The organism is Isoptericola sp. NPDC055881, from assembly GCF_053615895.1.
Genome location: NZ_JBSHCR010000061.1, coordinates 1 through 25,816, shown reverse-complemented (window position 1 = coordinate 25,816; position 25,816 = coordinate 1). Strand labels below are relative to the sequence as shown.

Below are 25,816 nucleotides of genomic sequence, written 5' to 3'. Positions count from 1 at the left end.
GGCCGCAGCGAGTCGCTGCGGCCCGCCCCTTCGTCGTGAGGGCTGGGCTGGGCGGAGGCCTCAGGAGGCCGTGGCGCTCGGCACGTAGTCCTTGTACTCCGGGAGCGTGCCGTCCATGACCGGCAGGAAGAAGTCCTGGTCGACCCCGGCCCCCGAGAGGGTGGCGTCGAGGTCGCCGCCCGGCTGCGCGGCGACGGCCGCGATCTGCGGGTCCTCCACCTGGGCGCCCTCCTGGTCGGCGTTCAGGTAGATGGTGCCGCCGGCAGGCACGGTGACCGACAGCGGGTCGGCGCCCTCGGCCGTGAGGACGACGTCGACGTCCTCGGCCGAGTCGTTGGCGACCGCGCCGAGCAGGTTGCCGGGCTCGCCCTCGCCCTCGCTGACGACCATGAGGTTGATGCCGCGCACCTGGTCGGTGAGGTTGACGCGCACGCCGTCGGACGGCGCGTACGGCTTGGTGGTGATCGTGGGGGAGCAGGCGGCCAGCAGCAGGGCACCCGCCATGACGCTGGCGGCGGCGACGGTGCGTGCGGGGCGGGCGGAGCGGGACACGTGCTCTCCTTCGAAGGCGTCGGCTCGCGGCGCGGGTGGCGTCGCGGGCGCGGGAATCAGCGGTCCTCCCGCGCTGAGCAGGGGAGGAGCAGGCCCGCAGGGGGCCCGCAGACATCCTAGCGAGGCCCGGCACGTGGTGCGTCCCTGGGTGCGCTACCAGCGCTCTGACCTGCGAAGACGTGGGTCGAGGCAGGGCGTCGAGGGGGTCGCGGGCAGGGGGGTGTCAGCGCCCGCGTGATAAGATCGTCGACTGGGAAAGGGGACATCTGCAGATGACGTTCACAGTAGGCGAGACGGTTGTCTACCCGCATCACGGCGCCGCGCTGATCGAGGAGATCAAGACGCGGAAGATCCGTGGCGAGGAGAAGATGTACCTCAAGCTCAAGGTCGCCCAGGGTGACCTGACGATCGAGGTCCCGGCGGAGAACGTCGACCTCGTCGGCGTGCGCGACGTGGTCGACCAGCAGGGGCTGGACCGCGTCTTCGAGGTGCTGCGCGCGCCGTACACCGAGGAACCGACCAACTGGTCGCGCCGGTACAAGGCGAACCTCGAGAAGCTCGCGTCCGGCGACGTGATCAAGGTCGGCGAGGTCGTGCGCGACCTGTCGCGCCGTGACGCCGACCGCGGCCTCTCGGCAGGCGAGAAGCGCATGCTCGCCAAGGCTCGCCAGATCCTCGAGTCCGAGGTCGCGCTCGCCGAGGGCGTGGACGAGGCGAAGGCCGGCGCCATCATCGACGAGGTTCTCGCCTCCTGAGGCACCCGTCACCAGCGCTGCACGACGGCGACCCCCGGCTCCGGCCGGAGGTCGCCGTCGTCGTTCCGGTACCGTGACGCCGTGACGACGCTCGCGATCCTGACCGCCGCGGGGTCCGGGACCCGGCTCGGCCGCGACCTCCCCAAGGCCCTGGTGACGCTGGGCGGCTTCCCCCTGGTGGTCCACGCCGCGCGGAGGCTCGCCTCGTCCGGCGTCGTCGACTCCCTCGTCGTCACCTGCCCCGCCGGCCTGGACGCGGCGGTGCGGGACGTCGTCGCGCAGGACCCCCACGTCGCCCTCCCGGTCCGTGTGGTCGAGGGCGGAGCCACCCGGCAGGCGTCCGTCGCGGCCGGGCTCGCGCTCGCCGGGCCCGACGACGACGTCGTCCTCGTGCACGACGCCGCCCGCCCCCTGGCCCCGCCGCAGCTCGTGCGCCGTGTGGTCGAGGCCGTCCGCGCCGGCCACCGCGCCGTCGTCCCCGGCCTCCCCGTCACCGACACCGTCAAGCGCGTCGCCGCCGGACCGCCGGCGGACGGCGGCCTCGCCGTCGAGCGCGTCCTGGAGACACCCGACCGCGCGCTGCTGCGGGCCGTCCAGACCCCGCAGGGCTTCGACCGGGCGCTCCTCGTACGGGCCCACGCGGCGGGCGCCGCCCGCGCGGGGGCCGAAGGCCTCGCAGCGACCGACGACGCCGGCCTCGTCGAGGCGCTGGGCGAACCCGTGCACGTCGTCGCGGGTGACGCCGCGGCCCTGAAGATCACCACCGAGCGTGACCTGCTGGTGGCCACCCTGCTGCTCGAGGAGGAGTCGTGACCGTCCTGCCCCGCACCGGCCTCGGGGTCGACGTGCACGCGTACGCCCCGGAGGGCTCGGACCGTGAGCTGTGGCTGGGCGGTCTGCGCTGGCCGGGCGAGCGCCCGCTGGCCGGCCACTCCGACGCCGACGTCGCGGCGCACGCCGCCGCCGACGCCCTGTTCTCCGCGGCCGGCATCGGCGACCTGGGCACCCACTTCGGCACCAGCGAGCCCGAGTGGGCCGGTGCCGCCGGGGCGACCCTGCTGGCCGAGGCCGCGCGCCGCGTCCGGGAGGCGGGCTTCGACATCGGCAACGTCGCCGTCCAGGTGATCGGCAACCGGCCCAAGGTCGGGCCCCGTCGCGCCGAGGCGGAGGCCGCCCTGAGCGCGGCCGCGGGCGCGCCCGTGTCGCTCAGCGCGACGACGACCGACGGGCTCGGGCTCACCGGCCGGGGCGAGGGCGTCGCGGCGATCGCCACGGCGCTCGTCGCGCCTCGGTCCGCCTAGCCCGCACCGCTCGTCCGGGGGTCGGCGGTCGCGTCGGCGTACGGGGCAGGGCACCCCGCGTCGGGGGCGTCCGGGCGCAGCTCGTAGTGCCACGGCTCGTTGGCGTACACCGGGCACAGCCCGTACGCGGCGCCGTGCCCGGCCAGCCACACCGTGCCGCCGTTCTGCGCCAGGTCGACGGCGTCCCCGGTCACGTGCGACGACGTGTCCGCCGGGGCGACCCACCGGGCGGCCGCGGCAGCCGAGCCGTACTGGGCGACCGCCTCCCGCAGCAGCTGGGCCTGGTAGTCGCGCGACCGCCAGCCGCTGTTGACGACGAACGTGACGCCGTCCTCCTCCGCGGCCGTCGCCGCCTGCTCCAGGGCGGTGCGCAGCGCGGGGGCGAGGTTCGCCAGGGCGGGGAGGTCGTCGTCGAAGACCGTCGTGCCGCTGGGGACGGTCCCGTCGTCCTCGCCCGCCCTCTCCGCCCGGCCGTCGTGCTCGGGCCGCCCCGCCGGGACGCCCGCGGGCGACGCGGACGTGCGCGCGACGGAGGCGGCCGGCGGGTCCGGCTGGCAGGCGGCGACGCCGGCCGCGACGGCGACGGCGGTCAGGACCGCGAGGGCGGCCGACGGCGTGCGGCGGGACGGACGGGCGGGGGACGGGGCGGTGCCGGTGCGGAACATGTCCCCAGTCGAGCGGGGGCACCGTTGCCGGCGCGTATGCGCTCCTCGATACACGGACGATACGCGCCCGTCCGTAGCATCGAGGGCATGCGTGTGCTGATCGTCGAGGACGAGCCGTACCTGGCGGAGGCCGTCCGTGACGGGCTGCGCCTCGAGGCCATCGCGGCCGACGTCGCCGGCGACGGGGACACCGCGCTCGAGCTGCTCGACCTCAACACCTACGACATCGCCGTGCTCGACCGGGACGTCCCGGGGCCGTCCGGCGACGAGATCGCCGCGCGGATCGTCGCGTCCGGCACGGGGACGCCCATCCTCATGCTCACGGCGGCGGACCGCCTCGACGACAAGGCGTCCGGCTTCGAGCTCGGCGCCGACGACTACCTCACCAAGCCGTTCGCGATGCGGGAGCTGGTGCTGCGGCTGCGGGCGCTCGACCGGCGACGCGCGCACGTGCGGCCACCGGTGCGGGAGCTCGCCGGCCTGCGGGTGGACCCGTTCCGCCGGGAGGTCTACCGGGACGGGCGCTACGTCGCGCTGACGCGCAAGCAGTTCGCCGTGCTGGAGGTCCTCGTCGCGGCCGAGGGCGGCGTCGTGAGCGCGGAGGAGCTGCTGGAGCGGGCCTGGGACGAGAACGCCGACCCGTTCACCAACGCCGTGCGCATCACCGTCTCGGCGTTGCGCAAGCGGCTCGGGGAACCCTGGGTGATCGCCACCGTGCCGGGGGTCGGCTACCGGATCGACGTCACGTCCGTCGACGACGCGGGGACGGTCGAGGTGCCGGCGCCGGCCGACGGGGCGGGGCGTGGCTAGGCCGCGCGGCCCGAGCGTCCGTCTCCGGCTCACGCTCAGCTATGCGGGCTTCCTCATGGTGGCCGGAGCGCTGCTGCTCGCCGTCGTGTGGGTGTTCCTGCTGCGCTACGTGCCGGACGCCCCGATCATCACCCGGGGCGGCCTCGGGAGCCCGTTCGTCCCCAACCGGTCCGACCTGCTGCGCGCCTTCGGTCCCAAGGCGGCCTGGGCGCTGGTCGCCCTGCTCGTCGTCGGCCTGCTCGGCGGCTGGGTCCTCGCCGGCCGGATGCTCGCGCCGTTGACCCGCATCACGGACGCCACGCGCCAGGCGGCGGCGGGCTCGCTCGCGCACCGGGTCCGGCTGCCCGGCCGGCAGGACGAGTTCCGCGAGCTCGCCGACGCCTTCGACGACATGCTCGCGCGGCTCGAGGCGCAGGTCGCCGAGCAGCAGCGGTTCGCCGCCAACGCGTCCCACGAGCTGCGCACCCCGCTCGCGATCACGCAGGCGCTCCTCGACGTCGCACGCCGGGACCCGGGCCGGGACACCGAGGAGCTCCTCGCGCGGCTCGCCGACGTCAACTCCCGGGCGATCGACCTCACGGAGGCGCTGCTCCTGCTCAGCCGGGCCGACCGGGGGTCGTTCGCGAGGGAGCGGGTGGACCTCTCCCTCGTCGCGGAGGACGCGGTCGAGACGCTCCTGCCCTTCGCCGACGAGCGCGCCGTCGCCCTCCGGGTGAGCGGCGAGGCGGCCCCGGCCGTCGGCTCGCCCGCGCTCCTGCTGCAGCTGGCCACGAACCTCGTGCACAACGGGATCGTCCACAACCTGCCGAGCGGCGGCACGGTGGAGGTCGCGACCGGGGTCCGCGCCGGGGAGGTCGTGCTCACGGTCGAGAACTCCGGCGAGAAGCTCGACCCCCAGCTGGTCCCCACCCTCACCGAGCCGTTCCAGCGCGGCGCCGGGCGCACGCGCGGCGACCACGGCGGCGTCGGGCTGGGCCTGGCGATCGTCCGGAGCATCACCGCGGCGCACCACGGTGCCCTCAGCCTCGCCGCCCGCCCGGACGGCGGCCTCCGGGTGACGGTCCGGCTGCCGGCGGCGGGCGCCGTCCCCGCCTGGCCCGCCCGCTGACCCGGCGGCCGGGCGGCTACCCCTGCGGGAGGCCGAGGACCGTGTCGGTGTAGTCGTTCCGGAAGACGCCGTCGGGGTCGACGGCGGCGCGCACCCGGGCGACGTCGTCCAGCGGGTAGTGGTCGCCCAGGTACTCGGCCGTGCGGGTGTGCATCTTGCCCCAGTGCGGGCGGCCGCCCGCCGCGACGAAGATCTGCTCCGCCGCGCTGAAGTACCGCTGGTACGGCATCGGCGCGTACTGGTGGACCGCGACGTACGCCGTCTCGCGGCCGTGGGCCGTGGACAGCCACACGTCGTCCGGGGCGGCGAACCGCACCTCGACGGGGAACGGGACGGGCTCGCCGGAGGCGCGCAGCCACGCGTCCAGATCGTCGAGCACGCTCCGCAGGGCGGCGCGCGGCAGGGCGTACTCCATCTCCACGAACCGCACCCGCCGGCGCGTGACGAACACCTCGGCCGACGGCGCCACGTACGTCTTCGCGCCGAGCACCCGGGCGCTGACCGCGTTGAGCCGCGGCACCAGGCCGGGCGCAGCCAGCGCGAGCCGGTTCACCACCTCGAAGGCGCCGTTCGAGAGCACCTCCTCGTCGAGCAGCGCGCGGGCCCGGGCCCCGGCCGTGCGGACCGCGCCGCGAGCGCCGGCCCGTCCGGCCGACCACGCCTCGACCTCGTCCGTCGTCGCCCGGTTGTTGCGCTTCGTCAGGGCCCGGCGCGTGCCGGGGAACCAGTAGAACTCCGCGTGGTCGTTGCCGTCGACGTACTCGTCGAGCTGCTCCAGCACCCGGTCCAGCGGCCACGGCTCCTCCTGCGCGCGCAGCCAGAACGCGGGCACCACCTCGAGGGTGACGGCGGACAGGACGCCCGCGACGCCGAGGCCGAGCCGGGCCAGCTCGAACAGCTCGCGCTCCGGGGTGCCGGCCGCCGCCGCGTCGCTCGCGGACCGCACCGCGCCGTCCGCGCCCACCACCCGCACGCCGCGCACCTGCGTCGCGAGGCCGCCGAGGCGCGCGCCCGTGCCGTGCGTGCCCGTCGAGACGGCACCCGCGACGGACTGCCGGTCGATGTCGCCCAGGTTGCGCATGGCGAGCCCGAGGGAGGCGAGGAGCCGGTTGAGGTCGTGCAGCCGCGTGCCCGCGCGCACCGTCACGAGGCTGGTGCCGTCGGGCTGCGGCACGACCGCCTCGACGCCGCTCAGGTGGTCGAGGCTCAGGTGGAGCCCGTCGGTCACCGCCGCGGCGGTGAAGGAGTGCCCGGCACCCATCGCGCGCACCCGCGAGCCCTGGGCGGCGGCGCCCGCGACGACGGCGGCGAGCTCGCCCTCGTCCCGCGGCGCGACCCGGCGGGAGGGCTGCCAGCTGTGCGTGCCGCCCCAGGTGCGCAGCGGGGCCTCGGACGTGCGGGGAGCCGGTGTGCCGGCGACGGTGCTCGGATTCACGCGCACACTCTGCCACGGGCGGCCGCTCGCGCGGATCCGCCGTCGGGAGGATCCCGGGGCGGGCGGCACCCGTGTAGCGTGCGGCCATGACCCAGACGGAGCGGCTGGCCCGCGCGACCGCGCACCTGCCCGCGCCTGTGGCGGTGGTCGACCTCGACGCCTTCGACGCCAACGCGGCCGACCTGCGTCGCCGCGCCCGCGGGGTGCCGGTGCGGGTGGCCAGCAAGTCGGTGCGCGTGCGGTCCCTGGTGGGCCGTGCGCTCGACGCCGGCTTCCAGGGCGTCATGGCGTTCTCCCTGGCCGAGGCCCTGTGGCTCGTGCAGGAGGGCACGTCCGACGTCCTCGTCGGCTACCCGACGGTGGACACCGACGCGCTCGCGCGGCTCGCCGCCGACGTCCGCGCCCGGCGCGAGATCACCCTCATGGTGGACGACGTGGCGCAGCTCGCGCTGCTGGACGCGGCCCTGCGCGCCGCCGCGGCGCCGGTCGGCTCCGGCGCGTCGTCCGGCGCGCTGCCCGACGTCGCCGTCTGCCTGGACGTGGACGCCTCGCTGCGCCTCGACGTCGGCCCGCTCCAGCTGCACCTGGGCACGCGCCGGTCCCCGCTGCGGACGCCCGACGACGTCGCGGCGCTCGCCCGGCGGGTCGAGGCGCTGCCCGGCGCGCGCCTGCGCGGCCTGATGTTCTACGAGGCGCAGGTCGCCGGGCTGCCCGACACCAATCCGGCCGTCCGGATGGTCAAGCGGCTGTCCGTGACGGACCTGGACCGGCGTCGTGCCGAGGTCCGCGACGCGGTGCGCGCCGCCGTCGGCCACGACGTGCCGCTGGTGAACTCCGGCGGCACGGGGTCGCTCGAGACGTCGTCGGCGGGCCCCGCCGTCACCGAGGTCACCGCCGGCTCCGGGCTGTTCGTGCCCGGCCTGTTCGACGGGTACCGGGCGTTCGACCCGCGCCCCGCCGCCTTCTTCGGGCTGGACGTCGTCCGCCTGCCCGCGCCCGGCTGGGCCACCGCGTTCGGCGGCGGGTACGTCGCCTCCGGGCCGGCAGGGCGCTCGCGCCTGCCCCGCGTGGCGACGCCGGGCTGGTCGCTCACCGGCACCGAGGGCGCGGGCGAGGTCATGACGCCGCTGCGCCGCCGGCGGGGAGCTCCGCCGCTCGCCGTCGGCGACCGCGTCTGGCTGCGCCACGCGAAGGCCGGCGAGCTCATGGAGCGGTTCGACGTCGTGCACCTCGTCCGCGGCGACGCGATCGTCGAGACGGTGCCGACCTACCGCGGCGAGGGCCGCACCTTCGGCTGAGCGCGGGGTCTCGCGCCGCCCGCCGCCGGCACGCCACGATGGGCGCATGAGCACCCAGCACGGCGACGTCGTCGCCGCAGGAACGCCGCGCGTCCGCCGCATGGTCGGGCGCGACCCCGGTGCGGGGCACCGCACCGCGACCCCCCTCGAGCTGCTCTTCGACCTGACCTTCGTCGTCGCGTTCGGCGTGGCGGGGGACGAGGGCGCCCACCTCCTGGCGGAGGGGCACGTCGAGGCGGGCCTCGTCGGGTTCGGCTTCGCCATGTTCGCCATCTGCTGGGCGTGGATCAACTTCTCGTGGTTCGCCTCGGCGTTCGACACCGACGACTGGGTCTACCGCCTCACCACGATGGTGCAGATGATCGGCGTGATCGTCCTCGCGCTCGGGCTGCCCGTGATGTTCGACTCGCTGGACGAGGGCGGGCGGGTGCACAACGAGGTCATGGTCGCCGGGTACGTCGTGATGCGGCTCGCCATGCTCGTGCAGTGGCTGCGGGCCGCGCGGCAGGCGCCGCGCTACCGGCGCGCCTGTCTCGGCTACGTGTGGACGCTCGTCGTCTCGCAGGTGGGGTGGATCGCGCTCGCGGTCGCACCGGTCTCGCAGGGCCTCTTCTTCCTGGCGGGAGCGCTGCTGGTGGCCGTCGAGATGGGAGGACCGTACGTCTCGGAGCGCCTCGTGCCCGGTGACGGGCAGAGCACCCCGTGGCACCCGCGCCACATCGCCGAGCGCTACGGCCTGCTGGCGATCATCACGCTGGGGGAGGGCGTCATCGGCACGGTCGCGACGCTGTCCGCGGTGGTGGGGCACGGCGACGGCTGGACGCTGGACGCCGTGCTGGTCGCGGTCGCCGGCACGGCCCTGACGTTCGGGCTGTGGTGGACCTACTTCCTCACGCCCGCGGGCGAGCTCCTGGAGGCGCACCCGGAGCGGTCGTTCCTGTGGGGCTACGGCCACATCGTCGTGGTCGCCGCCCTGGCCGCCACGGGCGCGGGCCTGCACGTCGTGGCCTACGGCCTGGAGGGGGAGTCCACCCTGAGCCCGGTGGCCACCCTCCTCGCCGTCGTCGTGCCGATCCTCGTGTTCCTCCTCTCCGACTACGTGACGTTCTGGGGCCTGGCGCGCACCGTCGACCGGCTGCACCTGTCGCTGCTCGTCGGCGGCGTCGTCGTGCTCGCCCTCGCGGTGGCCGTGGTCGCCGCCGGCGGCCCGACCGCCGTCGGGCTCCTGCTCGCCGCGCTCGCACCGGCCGTCACCGTGGTCGGCTACGAGACCGTCGGCCACCGGCACGTCGCCGCGCTGCTCGGCCGCGGCCTCGACCAGGGGGAGGAGAAGGCCGGCCGGTAGGCTGGACCGGTGAGCCTGCGCCTGTACGACACCGCGACGCGCGACGTGCGCGACTTCGTCCCCCTGAACCCGGGCGAGGTCGGCATCTACCTGTGCGGCGCCACCGTCCAGGCTCCGCCGCACATCGGCCACCTCCGTCCCGTGATCGCCTTCGACATCCTGCGCCGCTGGCTGGAGCGCTCCGGCCTGCGCGTCACCCTCGTGCGCAACGTCACCGACATCGAGGACAAGATCCTCGCGAAGGCCGCCGCGGCCGGCGTCGAGTGGTGGGCGCACGCCGCCACCCACGAGCGCCTGTTCAGCCGCGCCTACGACGCGCTCGGCGTCCTGCCGCCCACGTACGAGCCGCGCGCGACCGGGCAGGTGCCCGACATGGTCGAGCTGATGGAACGCCTCGTGGAGCGCGGGCACGCGTACGCGTCCGGCCCCGGCGACGTCTGGTTCGACGTCCGGTCCTGGCCCGCCTACGGCGAGCTCACGAAGCAGCGCCTGGAGGACCTCAACCCCGAGCCGGCCGACGGCGACACGGTCGCCGCCGCCAAGCGCGACCCGCACGACTTCGCGCTGTGGAAGGCCCCCAAGCCCGGCGAGCCCGCCACCGCGTCGTGGGAGACACCGTTCGGCCGGGGCCGGCCCGGCTGGCACCTCGAGTGCTCCGCCATGGCGCGCCGCTACCTGGGCGACTCGTTCGACATCCACGGTGGCGGCCTCGACCTCCGGTTCCCGCACCACGAGAACGAGCAGGCGCAGTCGCGCGCCGCCGGCTACGGCTTCGCGCAGCGCTGGATGCACTGCGCCTGGGTCACGCAGCAGGGCGTCAAGATGAGCAAGTCGCTCGGCAACGGCCTCCTGGTCACGGAGCTGCTCGCCCAGGCGCCCGCCCCCGTGATCCGCTACGCGCTCGCCTCCGTGCAGTACCGTTCGATGCTCGAGTGGTCGCCCGACACCCTCGACGAGGCGCGCGCCACCTGGGAGCGCCTCACCGGGTTCGTCGAGCGGGCCACGGAGCGCGTCGGCGCCGTCCCCGCGCACGAGGTCGCCAAGACGGAGCTCCCGGCGGCGTTCGTCGAGGCGATGGACGACGACCTCAACGTGCCCGCCGCGCTCGCCGTCGTGCACGAGCACCTGCGCGCCGGGAACAGCGCGCTGGCGTCGCGCGACGACACGGCCGCCCGGGTCGAGCTCGTCGCGCTGCGCGGCATGCTCGACGTCCTGGGGCTCGACCCCGCCGACCCGCAGTGGGCCGACGGCGAGGGCGACACGAAGGCGCGGACCGCGCTGGAGTCGCTCGTCGCCGCCGAGCTCGACGCCCGCACGGCCGCGCGGGCCGCCAAGGACTGGGCCGCCAGCGACGCCATCCGCGACCGCCTGGCGGCGGCCGGGGTCGTCGTGCAGGACTCTGCCGACGGCGCCCGCTGGACGCTGACCGACTGACCCGCTCGACCCACCCTGAGAAGAGACACCATGGCAGGCAACACCCGGCGCCCCGGCGCCGTCCGCAAGGCCGGCAGCAAGAAGGGCGCGCAGGTCGGCACCGGCGGCCACGGCCGCAAGTCGCTCGAGGGCAAGGGGCCGACGCCGAAGGCGGAGGACCGCACCTACCACCCCGCGTACAAGCGCAAGGTGGCCGCGGAGAAGCGCGAGACGGCGCAGGCCGAGCGGGGCGCGAGCAAGGGCGTCGTCCGCGGCACCCGCCGCCCCACCGGCGGCGCGGAGGTCGTCGCGGGCCGCAACGCCGTGCTCGAGGCGCTGCGCACCGACGTCCCCGTGACCGCCGTGCACCTCGCCGCGCGGATCGACCACGACGACCGCACCCGCGAGATCCTCGAGCTGGCGTCCGTGCGCTCCGTGCAGCTGCTCGAGGTGTCCCGCACCGAGCTCGACCACCTCACCGAGGGGTCCGTGCACCAGGGCGTGGCCGCGCAGGTGCCGCCGTACGAGTACGCCGACGTCGAGGACCTGCTCGACGCCGCCGCCGAGGCCGGGCAGGCCCCGCTGATCGTCGCGCTCGACGGCGTGACCGACCCGCGCAACCTCGGTGCGGTCCTGCGCTCCGCCGGCGCCTTCGGTGCGCACGGCGTCGTCGTGCCGTCGCGCCGCTCCGCCGGCGTGACCGCGTCCGCGTGGAAGGTGTCCGCCGGCGCGGCAGCCCGCGTGCCGGTGGCCAAGGTGACCAACCTGTCCCGCGCCCTGACCGACCTGAAGAAGTCGGGCGCGTTCGTCGTCGGCCTGGACGCGGGGGGCGACACCGAGGTGCGCGATCTCGCGTTCGCCACCGACCCGCTGGTCCTCGTCGTCGGCTCCGAGGGGCACGGCCTGTCGCGCCTCGTCCGCGAGACGTGCGACGCCGTCGCGTCCATCCCCATCTCGTCCGACGTCGAGTCGCTGAACGCCGGCGTCGCCGCGGGGATCACCCTCTACGAGGTGGCGCAGGCACGCCGCTCCGCCCCCTCGCCGAAGTAGGTCACATCCTGCCGAGGTAGTGCAGCAGGTGCCGAGGTAGTGCAGCAGACGCCGAGGTAGTGCAGCAGACGCCGAGGTAGTGCAGCAGACGCCGAGGTAGTGGCCCAGGCCGCCACCTCGGCAGGGGCTCGACTACCTCGGCAGGGGCTCGACTACCTCGGCATGGGCCTGGCTACCTCGGCATGGGCCTGGCTACCTCGTCAGGTGGAGAGGTGGAAGTGGTCGTCCTCGGGGGCGCCCTCCGGGCCGGTGTCGACGTCCGCGTCCCGCTCTCCGGGGGCGACGCCGAGGATCGCCTTCTCGTCCGGGCGGTGGCGCAGGACGTGCTCCACGTACGACGCGGTCGCCTCCGGCATGGGCACGTCGCGGCCTGCCTGCTCCGAGATGAACCAGCGGTGGTCGAGGATCTCGTGGAAGAGCTGCGCCGGCTCGAGCTTGCGGCGCAGCTCGCGCGGGACCGCACGGATGGTCGGCTGGAACACGTTCTGCGACCAGTCGTGCGCCACCATCTGCGGATCGTCCTCCTGGCGGTCGGTGGCCGCCACGAAGGAGTCGAGGTCGTTGAGCAGGCGCCGGGCCTGGTTGTCCTGCACGTCGAGGCCGGTGAGGCGGAACAGGCGGCGCGAGTGGTGGCCGGCGTCGACCACCTGCGGCTGGATGCGCACGGTGGTGCCGTCGATGTCGGTGGTGATCGACAGCTCGCCCACGTCGAAGCCGAGGTCGTTGAGGCGGTCGATGCGCGCGGCGACCCGCCAGCGCTCGTCGGCGCCGAACGACTCGACCCCCGTCAGCGCCTCCCACAGCTCGGTGTACCGGGACACGAGGGCGTCGCCGATGGCGAGCTCGTCGACCTCGGCGTCGAGCAGCTCGCCCGCGGCGAGGTCCATGAGCTCACCGATGATGTTGGTCCGGGCCAGGTCGACGTCGTACTCGCGCTGGCCGCGAGAGAGCTCGCGGTGCAGGTCGCCCGTCTCCGCGTCGACCAGGTAGGCGGCGAACTGGTGGGCGTCGCGACGGAACAGCGTGTTCGACAGCGAGACGTCGCCCCAGTAGAAGCCGACGAGGTGCACGCGCACCAGCAGGACGGCGAGCGCGTCGATGAGCCGCGACGCGGTGTCGGGGCGCAGCGCCTGGCTGAACACGGCACGGTAGGGCAGCGAGAACGCCAGGTGCTCGGTGACGAGGGCCGCCTCGAGCGGCTCCCCGGCGTCGTCGAGCCGGCCCGTGACCACACCCACCGGCCGCACCGCCGGGATCTCGAGCTTGCGCAGCTGGCGCAGCAGCTCGTACTCGCGGAAGGCGACCGACTCGCTGATCTCCTTGATCGCGAGGACGCGCCCGTCCAGGCGCACGAAGCGCACGACGTGGCGCGAGATGCCGCGGGGGAGTGCGGCGAGGACGTCCGCCGGCCACTCCGCCAGCGGGGTGCGCCAGGGGAGGTCGAGCAGCGCGGAGTCCGGCGTCGCCGAGGTGATCTTCAGCTGTTCCACGTCGCTCCATACGGTGTGGGCGGGCACTCGGCCCGGCTCTCGACCCGCGAGGGGGCCACCATCCCGCCCACAACGCTCCGGCTCGTCAGGGTACGCGACGAGGGGCGGGCCCGGCAGCAGCCGGACCCGCCCCTCGGGCGTGGCACAGACTCAGTTGAGGCGGTTGCCCGTCGCAGCCGAGAAGACGTGCGACTGGCCCGGCTTGATCGTCACGTGGATCTTGTCGCCCTTCATGGGGACGTTCCGCGGGTCGATGCGCACGATGACCTGGTTCTCGCCAGCGCCCGAGCGGACCTCGGCCTGCTCGGCGGCGGGGCCGAGCAGCGTGCCGTAGACGAAGGCGTCGGAGCCGAGCTCCTCGACCAGGTTCACGGAGATCGGCATCGAGTTCGCGGTGCCCTCGGACACGACGTCCAGGGCCTCGGGGCGGAAGCCGATCGTGACCTTGCCGCCGTCGGCGTCCGTGAGCTGCTCGACGATCGAGCGCTCGAGCGGCACGCGCGCCGCGCCGACGGTCGCGACGCCGTCCTCGACCTTGAACGTGGCGATGTTCATCGCCGGCGAGCCGATGAAGCCCGCGACGAAGACGTTGGCCGGGGTGTCGTACATCTCGCGCGGGGTGCCGACCTGCTGCAGCAGACCGCCCGAGAGGACCGCGATGCGGTCGCCCATGGTGAGGGCCTCGGTCTGGTCGTGCGTGACGTAGACGGTCGTGACGCCGAGACGGCGCTGGAGCGACGCGATCTGCGTGCGGGTCTGGACGCGGAGCTTGGCGTCGAGGTTCGACAGCGGCTCGTCCATGAGGAACACCTGCGGCTGGCGCACGATGGCGCGGCCCATGGCGACACGCTGGCGCTGACCACCGGAGAGCGCCTTCGGCTTGCGGTCCAGGTACTCGGTGAGGTCGAGGATCTTCGCGGCCTCCTCGACACGCTGGCGGATCTCGGCCTTGGGGGTGCCGGCGATCTTCAGCGCGAAGCCCATGTTGTCCGCGACGGACATGTGGGGGTAGAGCGCGTAGTTCTGGAACACCATCGCGATGTCCCGGTCCTTCGGCTGGACGTCCGTGACGTCGCGGTCGCCGATGAGGATGCTGCCGCCGTTGACGTCCTCCAGGCCGGCGAGCATGCGCAGCGAGGTGGACTTTCCGCAGCCCGACGGGCCGACGAGGACGAGGAACTCGCCGTCCTCGATGTGCAGGTTGAGCTGGTCGACAGCCGGGCGCTCAGTGCCCGGGTAGACGCGCGTCGCGTGGTCGAAAGTGACCGTAGCCATGGTTGCTTCCCTCTCCACCGGCAGGTACGTGCCGGACGATCCGTTGTGGGTGGGTGCCGTTGCGCTTTCACGAATGGCGTGTCGGCGGTGACACATTCTGTTGTCGAGCGCCTCGGTCCCCCGCGTGAGCCGGTTCCCGGTGCGCCGCGATGATCGTACATGCCTGTGACGTGAGTCATGACACGTTCCAGGTCAGGGCCTCTCGAGGCCCGCCGGTCAACGGTCGAGCGCGTCCGCGAGGCGCTCCAGGAGGGTCGCCAGGGCGTCCGCGTCCGCCACCCGGTGCCCCGCGGCGGTCGGCCCCGGCCCCACCTTGAGGCCGAGGTCGTCCGCGCCGAGCACCGCGAAGGCGGCCTCGTCCGTGGTGTCGTCGCCGGCGTAGAGCACGAGCGCCCGCAGGTCGTGGGCCTCCTCGGCCTCCTCGAGCTGCTCGCGCAGCCGCTCCACGGCGATCCCCTTGGACGTGTCGACGACGGCGATCTCGACGACGTCCTTGCCGTGCATGGCGTGCAGACCGAGGCGCCCGGCCAGGGCGTCGGCGTCCTCCGTGGCGGCGCGGGTGTCCTCCGGTCCGCACACCCGCGTGTGCAGCACGGCGGCGCTCGGCTTGTCCTGCACCCAGGCGCCCCGGCGGCCGTCCACGGCCTCCTGCATGCCCTCCCGCAGCCGCTCCAGCGTCGTGGCCTGCTCCGGCGTGAGCTGCAACGGCACCGCGTCGACGCCGTGCGCCGTCACCCGCCCCGTCTCCGCCCCGTGGCTCCCCACGAGGTAGGTGCCGGCGGGCGCCCCGGAGCGTGCGGCCAGGTCGGAGAGGTTGCGGCCCGAGACGAGCGCGAGGCGCAGCACGTCGCCGTCGGTGGCCTCCCGCGCCGCGAGGGCGGCGAGGCGGTCCACCGCCGCCCGTGCCGCAGGCGTCATCGCCGACGCCGACGGGTCGTCGACCAGCGGCGCCAGCGTGCCGTCGAAGTCCAGGGCCACGAGCCGCACACGACGGCGGGACGCCCGGTCAGGGGCGCCGGCGAAGGCGAGCGCCGCGGCCAGCGCGGCGCTCGCGTCGTCGTCGGGAGGCGACTCCGCGACCCGGGGCTCGTTCACCCGTGCCTCGTTCACCCGTGCCTCGTTCACCCGGTCCTTGGTCACCCGTGGCCCGCGCCGCCGCGGGACGGCGTCGCGGTGAGCACGCCGAGGAAGCTCTGCGACCACTTGGCGACGTCGTCCGCCATGACCTTGCGGCGCAGCCTGCGCATGCGACGCCGCTGCTCGCGCGGCGGCATGTGCGCGGCCGCGACGATGGTGTCCTTCATGCCGTCGATGTCGTGCGGGTTGACCAGCAGAGGGCCTGGGGCGAGCTCGTCGGCCGCGCCGGTGAACTCGCTGAGCACCAGCACGCCCTGCTCGTCCGAGCGGGCCGCGATGTACTCCTTCGCGACGAGGTTCATGCCGTCGCGCAGGGACGTCACGAGCATGACGTCCGCCGCCAGGTAGAGCGCGGCCATCTCCGCGGGCGGGTAGGAGTGGTGCAGGTAGTGGATCGCGGAGTGCCCGAGCTCGCCGAACTCGCCGTTGATGCGCCCGACGAGGACCTCGACGTGCTCGCGCAGCTCCTGGTACGCGCCGACGTTCTCGCGGCTGGGGCTGGCCACCTGCACGAGCGTCGCGTGCTCGACGTCGAGGCGGCCGTCCTGCAGCAGCTCGCCGTACGCCTTGACGCGGTGCCGGATGCCCTTGGTGTAGTCGAGGCGGTCGACGCCCAGCATCATCACCTGCGGGTCGCCCAGGTCGGCGCGGATCTCCTTGGCGCGCGCCTGCACCTCCGGCTCGCGCGCGAGCGCGTCGAAGTGGTGGGAGTCGATCGAGATCGGGAACGCCGCCGCGCGCACGTGCCGGGCCGGGCCGCCGTCCTCGTCCGCCACCGTGATGATGGGCCCGCGGGTGCTGTGCTTGGTGAGCCTGCGCACCGACCGCACGAAGTTCGACGCGTCGCCGCCGCGCTGGAAGCCGATGAGGTCGGCGCCGAGCAGCCCCTCCACGATCTGGGTGCGCCACGGGAGCTGCTGGAACAGCTCGACCGCCGGGAACGGGATGTGGTCGAAGAAGCCGATGCGCAGGTCGGGGCGCAGCTCGCGGAGCATCTTCGGCACCAGCTGGAGCTGGTAGTCGTGCACCCACACGACCGCGCCCTCCGCCGCCTGCGCGGCCGCGGCCTCGGCGAAGCGCCGGTTGACGCGGCGGTACGCGTCCCACCACTGCCGGTGGTAGGTGGGCGGGGAGATGACGTCGTGGTAGAGCGGCCACAGGGTGTCGTTCGAGAAGCCCTCGTAGTACCGCTCGATCTCCGGCGCGCTGAGCGTGACGGGCACCAGCAGCATGCCGTCGGCCTCGAACGGCGCGTGCTCGAGGTCAGGGGCGCCGGACCAGCCGACCCAGGCGCCGTCCGCCTCCCGCATCACGGGCTCGAGGGCGGTGACCAGGCCGCCGGGGGACCGGTGCCAGTCCACCTCGCCGTCGTCGTCGACCGTGAAGTCGACGGGGAGCCGGTTGGCGACGACGACCAGGTCGTACCCGCCGTCCCGGTGATGGCTGCTTGACGATCCTTTGCCTGTCAATGGACCTCTCTCCAAGAGTTCTGCAGGATTCCGTCGGGCGACGTCCTCCCCTGGACAGGGTACCGAGAGCGTCCGTCCCTCGCCCCGGTGAAGGGCGGATCTCACATCTCCGGCTCCCGTCCAGGACGCACCCCGGTCCTGCTCCAGACCTGCCCCGAACCTGCCCCGAACCTTCCCGGGCACCGCGCGGCACGGCGCGCCTGGGCAGGGGCGGACGACTACGGTGTGCCCCATGGGTGAGGTCGACGCGATGCAGGTCCCGGGGCGGACCCCGGTGCCCGACCCGCCGCCCGCACCGCGAGAGGACGGCGCCGTCCGGCGTCCCGCGCGCGACCGCGGTCTCGCGGAGGGTGCGGAGGTCGGCGGCTACACCGTCGTCCGGCCCCTGGGCAGCGGCGCGATGGGCGCGGTGTACGAGGCCGTCGACGGCGGCGGCAACGCCGTCGCGCTCAAGGTCCTGCACGCGCACGTCGACGCCGACCCCGCCGGCCGTGAACGGCTGCGGCGGGAGGCAGCGTCGCTGCAGCGCCTGCGTCACCCCGCCGTCGCGCAGGTGCTCGACGCCGAGCTGGAGGGCCCGTACGCCTTCGTCGTGACCGAGCTGGTGGACGGCGTGACCCTGGAGGAGGAGGTGGACGAACGCGGACCGCTCGACGCCGCCGACGTCTTCTCCCTTGCCGACCAGCTCGCCGACGCGCTGGAGGCCGTGCACGACGCCGGCGTGGTGCACCGCGACCTCAAGCCGTCCAACGTGATGATCACCGCCCAGGGACCCGTGCTCATCGACTTCGGCATCGCGCAGGGCCCCGGCGACGCGCGGACCACGTCCGCGGGCTTCGTCATGGGCACCCCCGGCTACATCGCCCCCGAGCTGCTCGACGGCGGCGCGCCCGTCGCCGAGACCGACTGGTGGAGCTGGGCCGCGCTCCTCGCGTTCGCGGCCACCGGCCGCTCGCCCTTCGGCGTCCGGCCCACCGAGCTCGTGCTGCGTCGCTCCCGCGAGGGCAGGCCCGACCTCGTGGGCGTGCCCGCCCGGACCGCGCGGGCGCTCGCCGGCGCGCTCCAGGCCGACCCCGCCCGGCGCTGGGGGCCCACGGAGGTGGCCCGCGCCCTGCGCCACGACCTCGACGACGCCCTCGGCGGCGCCCCCGACCCGTGGGCCGAGCCGGACGCCACGCAGCGGATCGTGCAGGCCGCCGAGACGCAGCGGGTCTCCCTGCCGACGCAGGCCGTCGCGCCGGCGGCAGCCCCCGCGTCGTTCGCGCCCGCCTCCGGCGGCGCCACCGCTCCGACCGTTCCGACCATGGCGCCGCCCCCGCCTCCGCCCACCTCGGTGCCTGTCCCCGTGGCGTCGGACGTCGACCCGGGCGACCCCACCCAGACGATGACCGCCCTCGAGCGGGACCGGCTGCAGGCGCAGGACGGCGCGACCCGCGCCATCCCCGTCGGCGACGTCCGCTACAAGGGCTACGACCAGCTGGTCGAGGAGATGCCGCTCGCCCCGGAGCCGCCCGGCCCGTACGTGCGGCCGGTGCACCCGCGACGCACCGGGACCGCGTGCGCCGTCGGGCTCGTGCTCGTGGCGCTCGCGGCCACCCGGCCGCTGCTCGGGTTCGGCGTCCTCGTCGCGCTGGTGCTGCTGTGCCGCACCGTCGCGGCGTCGGGCGACGCGCTGCACCGGCGCCGGGAGCACAAGGGTGTCCGCGGCTCGGACGGGGTGGTGGGCACGCTCCTGTTCCCCTGGCACGCCCTCATGGGCCTGCTCGGGTCGATCCCCGCGGTGCTCGTCGGCGCGTGCGCGGGCCTGCTGACGCTGCTCGCCGGCTGGTGGCTGTTCGGTGCGGGGCACCTCATCGTGCTGCCGCGCGACGACGTCGAGGCGCGGTCCCAGGGCGGCATGAACGAGGCCGTCGTGTTCAACGGCGTGCTGGCCGGGGTGATGGTCGTCGCGCTCCTGGCCACCTGGTTCGGGCCCGCCGGGGCTGCCGCACGCGAGGGCGGGCGGACGCTGCTCCACCGGGTGGCGCCCGGCAAGGTGGGCGCCGTGGTGGTGGTGCTGGTCTGCCTGGGGCTCACCGCGTTCCTGGTCGCCCCCGTCCTCAGCGACCCGACGATCGACTGGTGGCCGCTCACCGAGGCGCCCTCCGTCCTGTGACGGGGACCGCTGACCTGCGCCCGGCTCCGGGCTGGTGCCCAGGTGGCGCAGGTAGGCTTCGCCCCGTCCGGCGCTGCCCGCGCCGCCCCGCTCCCCCGAGGACCTCGAGGACACGATGTCGAAGAACCCGAACATGTCGAAGGCCGAGCGCCGTGAGGCCGCGCGCGCCGAGGCGCTCGCGCTGCGCCAGAAGGAGCAGCAGCGCGACCGCCGCAACCGGATCATCACCCTGTCCGTGCTCGCCGTCGCGCTGGTCGCGCTCGGCGTCGTGGTCTGGATGATCCTGCAGCAGGGTGCGAAGAAGAACGTCGACGACATCGCCCTCGCGGACGCCACGCTGCCCGCGACGGCGCAGGACAACGGCGGCATCCCCGTCGGCAAGGACGGCGCGGCCGGCACCGACAACGGCGACGCACCCGTCATCGACGTCTACCTCGACTACATGTGCCCCATCTGCGGCCAGTTCGAGCAGACGAACGCCGACAGCATCGACGAGATGGTCGGCGCCGGTGACGCGACCGTCGTGTACCACCCGATCTCCATCCTGGACGCGCAGTCGCAGGGCTCGGAGTACTCGACCCGCTCGGCGTCGGCGGCGGCCTACGTCGCGGACAAGGCCCCCGACGCGTTCCCCGCCTTCCACGCCGCGCTGTTCACGAACCAGCCGAAGGAGGGCACCCAGGGTCTGACGGACGAGCAGCTCGCGTCGTACGCGAAGGACGCGGGCGTGCCCGACGACGTCTCGTCCGCGATCTCGGACGGGACCGCGCGCGAGACCTTCGGCCAGTACGTGTTCTCGGCCACGAAGGAGATCCAGAAGGACGACGGCTTCACCGGCACCCCGTACGTGCTGGTCGACGGCAAGGTCGTGTCGAACTGGAACGACCCGTCCGCCCTCAAGCAGGCCGTCACCGCCGCCAACAGCGCGGGCTGACGTCCCGCGGCACGGCCTGCCGGCTCCCGGTAGGCTGTGCCGCGCTCCCGCCGCCTTAGCTCAGCTGGTAGAGCTCCCGTCTTGTAAACGGAAGGTCGTCGGTTCGAATCCGACAGGCGGCTCCACTCCCGCACGACGAAGGGGCGGACCGTGGCCCGGTCCGCCCCTTCGTCGTCCCTGAAGGCCTGACGGCTCAGCGCGCGTCGCCCGCGGGGGGCCAGGCCGTGGGCTCGGCCCACTTCGGCGCGCGGCCGTCCCCGCTGGAGGTGTGCCGGATCCGGCGCTGCACCCACGGCACGACGTGCGTGCGGGCCCACTGGGCGTTGGCGCGTGCCCGCGCGACGAACGCCTGCGCGGGCAGGGGGTCGAGCGCGATGTCGTAGGCCGCGTCGTCGGGCTCGAGGCCCAGGCCGACCAGGCCGGCGTCGGCCACGCGGCGGTGGCCCTCCGGGGTGAGGTGGATGCGGTCGTCGGACCACATGCGCAGGTCGAACAGCGGGTCGAGGCCCCACAGGTCCAGCACGTACGCCCCGTGCTTGCGGGCGACGGTCCAGATGTTCGCGTTGTACTGCCCCACGCGGCCGCGCGTCCAGCTCAGGCCGGCCCCGGCCTTGAAGCCGGTGCCGAGCAGGACGTCGGCCCCGGTCGCACGGATCTTCGCGACGCCCTCCTCGAGCCGGGCGGACAGCACGTCGATGTCGGCCTGGGGGCGCAGGATGTCGTTCCCGCCGCCGACGAGCGAGACCAGGTCGGGCTGCATCGACAGGGCGACGTCGACCTGCTCGTCCAGGATGTGGCGCAGCAGCCGGCCCCGGATCGCGAGGTTCGCGAACTCGAGGGCGGGCGCCCCGGCAGCGGTGCGCCGGATCGAGAGCGTGTCGGCGAGGCGGTCCGCCCAGCCGCGCTGCTTCGCCGTCGACTCGGTGCCGGCAGGGGCGGGGGAGCCGTCGTCGGACGGATAGGGGTCCCACAGCCCCTCGGTGAACGAGTCGCCGATCGCGACGTACCGCGCCCACGTGGGGGGCGTCGCGTCGGGGGCCGTGCCGTCAGGGGTCGGGGTGGGGGCCTGCGTGGTCACGCCCGCCATTGTGCTCCTCGATGCGCGGTCGGCGCTCGGGGCGACAACCGGGCTCAGGTCAGGCGCCAGTCCACGGGCGTGCCGCCCTGCGCCTCGAGGAGCGCGTTGACGCGGGAGAACGGTCGGGACCCGAAGAACCCGCGGTACGCGGACAGGGGGCTGGGGTGGGCGCTCTCCACGGTCGGCACGTCGCCGAGCCACGGCTTGAGCGACGCGGCGTCGCGCCCCCAGAGGATCGCGACGAGCGGGCCGCCCCGGGCCACGAGGGCCTTGATCGCAGCCTCGGTGACCTGCTCCCAGCCCTTGCCCCGGTGGGACGCCGGCGTGCCGGGGCGCACCGTGAGGACGCGGTTGAGCAGCATGACGCCCTGGTCGGCCCAGGGGCGCAGGTCGCCGGTCGACGGCGTGGGCACGCCGACGTCGTCGGCGAGCTCGGTGTAGATGTTCACCAACGACCGGGGCACGGGCCGCACCTGCGGCTGGACCGAGAACGACAGGCCCATGGGGTGCCCCGGCGTGGGGTACGGGTCCTGACCGACGACGAGCACCCGCACGTCGGCGAGCGGGCGGGAGAACGCGGCGAAGACGTGGGACCCGTCGGGCAGGTACGTGCGGCCGGCCGCGACCTCCGCGCGCAGGAAGTCGCCCATCGCGTGGATCTGCGGCTCGACGTCGGCCAGCGCGGCCGCCCAGTCGGGCGCCATGACCTGGTCGAGGGGCGGCCGGGTGCTCGTCGTCGTCTCCACGCTGGCGACGCTAGCGCACCCGCCCGCCCGACCTGTCAGAGTCACGTGGTGCCATGCCCGCACCTGGCTCTGACAGGTCGCGAGGCCCGGGAGCTGTCAGAACCAGGACGTGCCATGGCGTCACGTGGTTCTGACACGGGCGGGGTCGCGGTGCGGGATCGCGGCGCGCGGGGCGACGTCGCCGGGTCGGGCGCGCGGACGCGCCATACTGGGACGCCATGAGCGAGATCCTGGTCCAGAAGGTCCAACCGGACCCGGAGGCGTCGGGCACGACGGCGGCCGAGCAGGCCACGACGTCGGCCGAGGGCGACCTCACCGACCGCGACCGCGAGATCCTCGCCTTCGAGCGGCAGTGGTGGAAGTACGCCGGGGCGAAGGAGCAGGCGGTGCGCGAGCTGTTCGGCCTGTCCGCGACGCGGTACTACCAGGTCCTCAACGCCCTCATCGACTCGCCGGCGGCCCTGGCGCACGACCCGATGCTCGTCAAGCGGCTGCGGCGCATGCGCTCCACGCGCCAGCGCGCCCGCTCGGCGCGGCGCCTGTCGGACGGCCAGTCCTGACGACGCGGCGTCGTCGGCGTGGAGCAGCAGGCCAGGGCGACGCTGGGAGCACCCTGGACGGCCGGACGTTCGTACCGGCTACCCTGTCCGCCGTGAGCAAGAGCCATTACTCCTACCCGCCCGACGAGTTCGACGTCCGCGGGCCCGAGGGCACGCCGGTCGGTGTGCATCGTGAGCCTCGCAGCGGGTGGAGCTCCGTGTGGCCCTTCCTGCTGGTCGCCGTCGTCTTCGCCGGCATCGCCGTCGGAGTGGTGTCGTTCCTGTCCGACGACGGGCCCGACACGCCGCCGGCGGCGGAGCAGTCCACGGCGGCGGGCACCGACGAACCGAAGGCCACGGAGTCGCAGGACGCCGAGGGCGAGGAGACTCCGAGCGGCGACGCGAGCGAGGACCCGGCCGAGGACCCCACGGACGGGGAGTCGGACGACGCGGCCGCCGAGCTGCCGGGCGACCCGGGGGCGGCGAACCTCGCCGCGTCGGTCCTCGTGTTCAACGACATCTCGGGTGCCGAGTCGACCGGTCAGGCGGCCGCGGGACAGAGCGCCCTCGCGGGGGCGGGCTTCAGCGACGTCGGCGCGGCGAACGTCCCCGACGCCCTGGCGGGGGCCTACGACGACAGCACCGTGCTGTACGGCGCCGACCGCGCCGACACGGCCAGCGCCGTGGCCGAGGCGCTCGACATCGACCCGGCGAACGTGCAGGAGTCGGACGACGTCTCCGCCAGCCCCGAGGCCGTCTGGGTGGTGCTGAAGACGCCCGTCGGCTGACGGCCGGCGCTCTCGGCCCGCCACCCTGGATGGCCGACATTCCGGACATCGGTGCTTCCCTTGCCTCGACCGCCGCTACTAGGCTCCTTCTCACCGTGGGGTGCCTGCCCTGCGGCCGAGTAGCACAAGGAGAAGTACATGGCCCAGGGCACCGTCAAGTGGTTCAACGCGGAGAAGGGGTTCGGGTTCATCACCCCGGCCGCGGGCGGGCAGGACCTGTTCGTCCACTACAGCGCCATCCAGAGCGACGGATACCGCAGCCTGGACGAGGGGCAGAGCGTCGAGTTCGAGGTCGGGCAGGGGCAGAAGGGTCCGCAGGCCGAGCAGGTCCGACCGCTCTGACCTCGCGGGCACGCTGACGCAGCACGAGGCTGCCGCACCCCGGCCGCCTCACGGAAGGCCGGTGCCACCGCACGCACGGACGCGCGCGGGGGCACCGGCCTTCGTCGTGCCCGGGAAAGCTGCACGCCCTCGGCGAACGTCTTGCACTCGCCACCCGAGAGTGCCAATAATGGCTTAGCACTCTCGGTCGTCGAGTGACAGCCGCCCCCAGGGCGGGCGTTCTCTCAGGCCGCGGGTGAAGCACTCGGGTCGTTCGGTGAGACCCTCCGCGCGTGCGTGACCTGAACGTCGCGGGGTGGGTCGTCCGTCGCGGGCACCGGCCGGCCAACTCAGCCACCAGCGGAGGATCAGTCCCCATGGCCAAGATCATCGCGTTCGACGAGGAAGCTCGTCGGAGCATGGAGCGCGGGCTCAACCAGCTCGCCGACACCGTCAAGGTCACGCTCGGCCCCAAGGGCCGCAACGTCGTCCTGGACAAGAAGTGGGGCGCCCCCACGATCACCAACGACGGTGTCTCCATCGCCAAGGAGATCGAGCTCGACGACCCGTACGAGAAGATCGGTGCGGAGCTCGTCAAGGAGGTCGCCAAGAAGACGGACGACGTCGCGGGTGACGGCACCACCACCGCCACCGTGCTCGCCCAGGCGCTCGTGCGCGAGGGCCTGCGGGTCGTCGCCGCCGGCGCCAACCCGATCGCCGTCAAGCGCGGCATCGAGAAGGCCGTCGAGGCCGTCACCGAGCAGCTGCTGAACGCCGCGGTCGAGATCGAGACCAAGGACCAGATCGCCGCCACGGCCGCCATCTCGGCCGGCGACGCCTCCATCGGCGAGCTCATCGCCGAGGCCCTCGACAAGGTGGGCAAGGAAGGCGTCATCACCGTCGAGGAGTCGAACACCTTCGGCCTCGAGCTCGAGCTCACCGAGGGCATGCGCTTCGACAAGGGCTTCCTTGCCCGCTACTTCGAGACGGACCCGGAGCGCCAGGAGGCCGTCCTCGAGGACCCGTACGTCCTGATCGTCGAGTCGAAGATCTCGAACGTCAAGGACATGCTGCCGGTGCTCGACCAGGTCATGAAGGCCGGTCGCTCGCTGCTCATCATCGCCGAGGACGTCGAGGGCGAGGCCCTGGCCACCCTCGTGCTCAACAAGATCCGTGGCACCTTCAAGTCCGTCGCCGTCAAGGCCCCGGGCTTCGGCGACCGCCGCAAGGCCATGCTGCAGGACATCGCGATCCTCACCGGCGGCCAGGTCATCACCGAGACCGTCGGCCTCAAGCTGGAGAACGCGACCCTCGACCTGCTGGGCCAGGCGCGCAAGGTCGTCGTGACCAAGGACGAGACCACGATCGTCGAGGGTGCGGGCGACGCCGAGCTCATCTCGGGCCGCGTCAACCAGATCCGTTCCGAGATCGAGAAGTCGGACTCCGACTACGACCGCGAGAAGCTCCAGGAGCGCCTCGCCAAGCTGGCCGGCGGCGTCGCCGTCATCAAGGCCGGCGCGGCCACCGAGGTGGAGCTCAAGGAGCGCAAGCACCGCATCGAGGACGCCGTCCGCAACGCAAAGGCTGCGGTCGAGGAGGGCATCGTCGCCGGTGGTGGCGTCGCGCTGATCCAGGCCGGTGCCGCTGCGTTCCCGAAGCTGGAGCTCGAGGGCGACGAGGCGACCGGTGCGCAGATCGTGCGCGCCGCGATCGACGCCCCGCTCAAGCAGATCGCGATCAACGCCGGCCTCGAGGGCGGCGTCGTGGCGGAGAAGGTCCGCAACCTCACCCCGGGTCACGGCCTCAACGCCGCGACCGGCGTGTACGAGGACCTGCTGGCCGCGGGCGTCAACGACCCGGTCAAGGTCACGCGCTCCGCGCTGCAGAACGCCGCGTCGATCGCCGCGCTGTTCCTCACCACCGAGGCCGTCGTGGCCGACAAGCCGGAGCCGGCCTCGGCCGCTCCGGGTGGTGGCGACGGCGGCATGGGCGGCATGGACTTCTGATCCAGCCTGCCTGAGCCGGCGCCCACGCGCTGACGCACGACGGCGGTCATTAAGGCCGGTCGCTCGCTGCTCATCATCGCCGAGGACGTCGAGGGCGAGGCCCTGGCCACCCTCGTGCTCAACAAGATCCGTGGCACCTTCAAGTC

Annotated in this window: 24 protein-coding genes and 1 tRNA gene; 16 read left to right on the top strand and 9 right to left on the bottom strand. The window is 74.1% G+C overall.

Annotation, left to right across the window (positions count from 1 at the left end; translation table 11 throughout):
- Positions 1-60: 60 nt before the first annotated feature.
- Positions 61-552: a hypothetical protein gene (locus ACWGKI_RS16455; protein WP_380244422.1), complete on the bottom strand. Its 492-nt coding sequence runs from the start codon at positions 550-552 to the stop codon at positions 61-63.
- A 272-nt stretch (positions 553-824) separates the two neighbouring features.
- Between ACWGKI_RS16455 and ACWGKI_RS16450 the strand changes: the two genes are divergently transcribed.
- The 3 genes from ACWGKI_RS16450 (at position 825) to ispF (ending at position 2,608) form a co-directional block, all read left to right on the top strand.
- The gene (locus tag ACWGKI_RS16450; RefSeq protein WP_380244423.1) at positions 825-1,307 is read left to right on the top strand and encodes a CarD family transcriptional regulator; all 483 of its coding nucleotides are present in this window, start codon (positions 825-827) and stop codon (positions 1,305-1,307) included.
- 81 nt (positions 1,308-1,388) lie between these two features.
- Positions 1,389-2,120 (top strand): 2-C-methyl-D-erythritol 4-phosphate cytidylyltransferase, encoded by a 732-nt coding sequence (gene ispD / locus ACWGKI_RS16445; RefSeq protein WP_452188376.1) that lies wholly within the window; start codon positions 1,389-1,391, stop codon positions 2,118-2,120.
- Complete coding sequence (gene ispF, locus ACWGKI_RS16440) at positions 2,117-2,608, top strand: 2-C-methyl-D-erythritol 2,4-cyclodiphosphate synthase (protein ID WP_380244425.1); 492 nt, start codon at positions 2,117-2,119, stop codon at positions 2,606-2,608. Before ispD ends, ispF begins: the two co-directional genes overlap by 4 nt.
- Here the strand turns inward: ispF and ACWGKI_RS16435 are convergent.
- Positions 2,605-3,273, bottom strand: coding sequence for a D-alanyl-D-alanine carboxypeptidase family protein (locus ACWGKI_RS16435; protein ID WP_452188374.1), 669 nt, complete (start codon positions 3,271-3,273; stop codon positions 2,605-2,607). The genes ispF and ACWGKI_RS16435 overlap by 4 nt on opposite strands.
- An 87-nt stretch (positions 3,274-3,360) precedes the next feature.
- On the opposite strand from ACWGKI_RS16435, the gene ACWGKI_RS16430 reads away from it, so the two are divergent.
- Entirely contained in the window at positions 3,361-4,083 is a 723-nt protein-coding gene (locus ACWGKI_RS16430; RefSeq protein ID WP_452188372.1) for a response regulator transcription factor, read from the top strand.
- Positions 4,076-5,191, top strand: coding sequence for a sensor histidine kinase (locus ACWGKI_RS16425; RefSeq protein WP_452188370.1), 1,116 nt, complete (start codon positions 4,076-4,078; stop codon positions 5,189-5,191). The genes ACWGKI_RS16430 and ACWGKI_RS16425 overlap by 8 nt, the downstream gene beginning before the upstream one ends.
- A 16-nt stretch (positions 5,192-5,207) precedes the next feature.
- Here ACWGKI_RS16425 and ACWGKI_RS16420 read toward each other — a convergent pair whose 3' ends face one another.
- Positions 5,208-6,572: a D-arabinono-1,4-lactone oxidase gene (locus ACWGKI_RS16420; RefSeq protein ID WP_452188379.1), complete on the bottom strand. Its 1,365-nt coding sequence runs from the start codon at positions 6,570-6,572 to the stop codon at positions 5,208-5,210.
- A 140-nt stretch (positions 6,573-6,712) separates the two neighbouring features.
- On the opposite strand from ACWGKI_RS16420, the gene ACWGKI_RS16415 reads away from it, so the two are divergent.
- Genes ACWGKI_RS16415 through rlmB form a run of 4 tightly spaced genes read left to right on the top strand, consistent with a single transcriptional unit; the run spans position 6,713 to position 11,732 of the window.
- A complete protein-coding gene (locus ACWGKI_RS16415) occupies positions 6,713-7,924 on the top strand; it encodes an alanine racemase (RefSeq protein WP_452188368.1) in 1,212 nt (403 codons plus the stop codon).
- A 46-nt stretch (positions 7,925-7,970) separates the two neighbouring features.
- Positions 7,971-9,269 carry a low temperature requirement protein A gene (locus ACWGKI_RS16410; RefSeq protein ID WP_452188366.1) on the top strand — a complete coding sequence of 433 codons (1,299 nt, stop codon included), beginning with the start codon at positions 7,971-7,973 and terminating at the stop codon, positions 9,267-9,269.
- A gap of 9 nt (positions 9,270-9,278) precedes the next feature.
- The gene (gene cysS / locus ACWGKI_RS16405; protein ID WP_380244432.1) at positions 9,279-10,703 is read left to right on the top strand and encodes a cysteine--tRNA ligase; all 1,425 of its coding nucleotides are present in this window, start codon (positions 9,279-9,281) and stop codon (positions 10,701-10,703) included.
- 30 nt (positions 10,704-10,733) lie between these two features.
- Positions 10,734-11,732: a 23S rRNA (guanosine(2251)-2'-O)-methyltransferase RlmB gene (gene rlmB, locus ACWGKI_RS16400; RefSeq protein WP_380244433.1), complete on the top strand. Its 999-nt coding sequence runs from the start codon at positions 10,734-10,736 to the stop codon at positions 11,730-11,732.
- Positions 11,733-11,932: 200 nt separating this feature from the next.
- Here the strand turns inward: rlmB and ACWGKI_RS16395 are convergent, their stop codons facing one another.
- The 4 genes from ACWGKI_RS16395 to ACWGKI_RS16380 all read right to left on the bottom strand — a co-directional run bounded on the left by ACWGKI_RS16395 (position 11,933) and on the right by ACWGKI_RS16380 (position 17,103).
- Positions 11,933-13,222, bottom strand: coding sequence for a DUF4032 domain-containing protein (locus ACWGKI_RS16395; RefSeq protein ID WP_380244434.1), 1,290 nt, complete (start codon positions 13,220-13,222; stop codon positions 11,933-11,935).
- A 150-nt stretch (positions 13,223-13,372) separates the two neighbouring features.
- Positions 13,373-14,497 carry an ABC transporter ATP-binding protein gene (locus ACWGKI_RS16390; RefSeq protein ID WP_380245605.1) on the bottom strand — a complete coding sequence of 375 codons (1,125 nt, stop codon included), beginning with the start codon at positions 14,495-14,497 and terminating at the stop codon, positions 13,373-13,375.
- Between the two features lie 216 nt (positions 14,498-14,713).
- Complete coding sequence (gene otsB, locus ACWGKI_RS16385) at positions 14,714-15,592, bottom strand: trehalose-phosphatase (RefSeq protein ID WP_452188363.1); 879 nt, start codon at positions 15,590-15,592, stop codon at positions 14,714-14,716.
- A 41-nt stretch (positions 15,593-15,633) separates the two neighbouring features.
- Positions 15,634-17,103 (bottom strand): alpha,alpha-trehalose-phosphate synthase (UDP-forming), encoded by a 1,470-nt coding sequence (locus ACWGKI_RS16380; RefSeq protein WP_380244806.1) that lies wholly within the window; start codon positions 17,101-17,103, stop codon positions 15,634-15,636.
- 232 nt (positions 17,104-17,335) lie between these two features.
- On the opposite strand from ACWGKI_RS16380, the gene ACWGKI_RS16375 reads away from it, so the two are divergent.
- The 3 genes from ACWGKI_RS16375 to ACWGKI_RS16365 all read left to right on the top strand — a co-directional run bounded on the left by ACWGKI_RS16375 (position 17,336) and on the right by ACWGKI_RS16365 (position 20,317).
- Positions 17,336-19,258 (top strand): serine/threonine-protein kinase, encoded by a 1,923-nt coding sequence (locus tag ACWGKI_RS16375; protein ID WP_452188361.1) that lies wholly within the window; start codon positions 17,336-17,338, stop codon positions 19,256-19,258.
- A 115-nt stretch (positions 19,259-19,373) separates the two neighbouring features.
- Positions 19,374-20,192, top strand: coding sequence for a DsbA family protein (locus ACWGKI_RS16370; protein WP_380244804.1), 819 nt, complete (start codon positions 19,374-19,376; stop codon positions 20,190-20,192).
- Between the two features lie 49 nt (positions 20,193-20,241).
- Positions 20,242-20,317: transfer RNA gene (locus ACWGKI_RS16365), tRNA-Thr, on the top strand.
- A gap of 68 nt (positions 20,318-20,385) precedes the next feature.
- Here ACWGKI_RS16365 and ACWGKI_RS16360 read toward each other — a convergent pair.
- Positions 20,386-21,279 (bottom strand): SGNH/GDSL hydrolase family protein, encoded by an 894-nt coding sequence (locus ACWGKI_RS16360; RefSeq protein WP_452188358.1) that lies wholly within the window; start codon positions 21,277-21,279, stop codon positions 20,386-20,388.
- A gap of 44 nt (positions 21,280-21,323) precedes the next feature.
- Positions 21,324-21,974, bottom strand: a complete 651-nt coding sequence (locus ACWGKI_RS16355) for a uracil-DNA glycosylase (RefSeq protein ID WP_380244807.1) — start codon at positions 21,972-21,974, stop codon at positions 21,324-21,326.
- A 260-nt stretch (positions 21,975-22,234) separates the two neighbouring features.
- Here ACWGKI_RS16355 and ACWGKI_RS16350 point away from each other — a divergent pair, with 260 nt between their 5' ends.
- The 4 genes from ACWGKI_RS16350 to groL all read left to right on the top strand — a co-directional run bounded on the left by ACWGKI_RS16350 (position 22,235) and on the right by groL (position 25,670).
- Positions 22,235-22,576 carry a DUF3263 domain-containing protein gene (locus ACWGKI_RS16350; RefSeq protein WP_380244802.1) on the top strand — a complete coding sequence of 114 codons (342 nt, stop codon included), beginning with the start codon at positions 22,235-22,237 and terminating at the stop codon, positions 22,574-22,576.
- A gap of 92 nt (positions 22,577-22,668) precedes the next feature.
- Positions 22,669-23,343 carry a LytR C-terminal domain-containing protein gene (locus ACWGKI_RS16345; protein ID WP_452188356.1) on the top strand — a complete coding sequence of 225 codons (675 nt, stop codon included), beginning with the start codon at positions 22,669-22,671 and terminating at the stop codon, positions 23,341-23,343.
- Positions 23,344-23,481: 138 nt separating this feature from the next.
- Positions 23,482-23,685, top strand: coding sequence for a cold-shock protein (locus ACWGKI_RS16340; protein WP_380244800.1), 204 nt, complete (start codon positions 23,482-23,484; stop codon positions 23,683-23,685).
- 356 nt (positions 23,686-24,041) lie between these two features.
- A complete protein-coding gene (groL, locus tag ACWGKI_RS16335) occupies positions 24,042-25,670 on the top strand; it encodes a chaperonin GroEL (protein ID WP_380244799.1) in 1,629 nt (542 codons plus the stop codon).
- Positions 25,671-25,816: the final 146 nt, after the last annotated feature.

Excerpts from the sequence above, each read along its gene's own strand:
- ACWGKI_RS16450 (WP_380244423.1), top strand. The coding sequence starts at position 825 with ATGACGTTCACAGTAGGCGAGACGGTTGTCTACCCGCATCACGGCGCC.
- ACWGKI_RS16430 (WP_452188372.1), top strand. The coding sequence starts at position 3,361 with ATGCGTGTGCTGATCGTCGAGGACGAGCCGTACCTGGCGGAGGCCGTC.
- ACWGKI_RS16360 (WP_452188358.1), bottom strand. The coding sequence starts at position 21,279 with ATGGCGGGCGTGACCACGCAGGCCCCCACCCCGACCCCTGACGGCACG.
- ACWGKI_RS16375 (WP_452188361.1), top strand. The coding sequence starts at position 17,336 with ATGGGTGAGGTCGACGCGATGCAGGTCCCGGGGCGGACCCCGGTGCCC.
- ACWGKI_RS16355 (WP_380244807.1), bottom strand. The coding sequence starts at position 21,974 with ATGGCGCCCGACTGGGCGGCCGCGCTGGCCGACGTCGAGCCGCAGATC.
- ACWGKI_RS16350 (WP_380244802.1), top strand. The coding sequence starts at position 22,235 with ATGAGCGAGATCCTGGTCCAGAAGGTCCAACCGGACCCGGAGGCGTCG.
- ACWGKI_RS16390 (WP_380245605.1), bottom strand. The coding sequence starts at position 14,497 with ATGGCTACGGTCACTTTCGACCACGCGACGCGCGTCTACCCGGGCACT.
- ACWGKI_RS16340 (WP_380244800.1), top strand. The coding sequence starts at position 23,482 with ATGGCCCAGGGCACCGTCAAGTGGTTCAACGCGGAGAAGGGGTTCGGG.
- ACWGKI_RS16410 (WP_452188366.1), top strand. The coding sequence starts at position 7,971 with ATGAGCACCCAGCACGGCGACGTCGTCGCCGCAGGAACGCCGCGCGTC.
- groL (WP_380244799.1), top strand. The coding sequence starts at position 24,042 with ATGGCCAAGATCATCGCGTTCGACGAGGAAGCTCGTCGGAGCATGGAG.
- rlmB (WP_380244433.1), top strand. The coding sequence starts at position 10,734 with ATGGCAGGCAACACCCGGCGCCCCGGCGCCGTCCGCAAGGCCGGCAGC.
- ACWGKI_RS16370 (WP_380244804.1), top strand. The coding sequence starts at position 19,374 with ATGTCGAAGAACCCGAACATGTCGAAGGCCGAGCGCCGTGAGGCCGCG.
- ACWGKI_RS16435 (WP_452188374.1), bottom strand. The coding sequence starts at position 3,273 with ATGTTCCGCACCGGCACCGCCCCGTCCCCCGCCCGTCCGTCCCGCCGC.
- ACWGKI_RS16415 (WP_452188368.1), top strand. The coding sequence starts at position 6,713 with ATGACCCAGACGGAGCGGCTGGCCCGCGCGACCGCGCACCTGCCCGCG.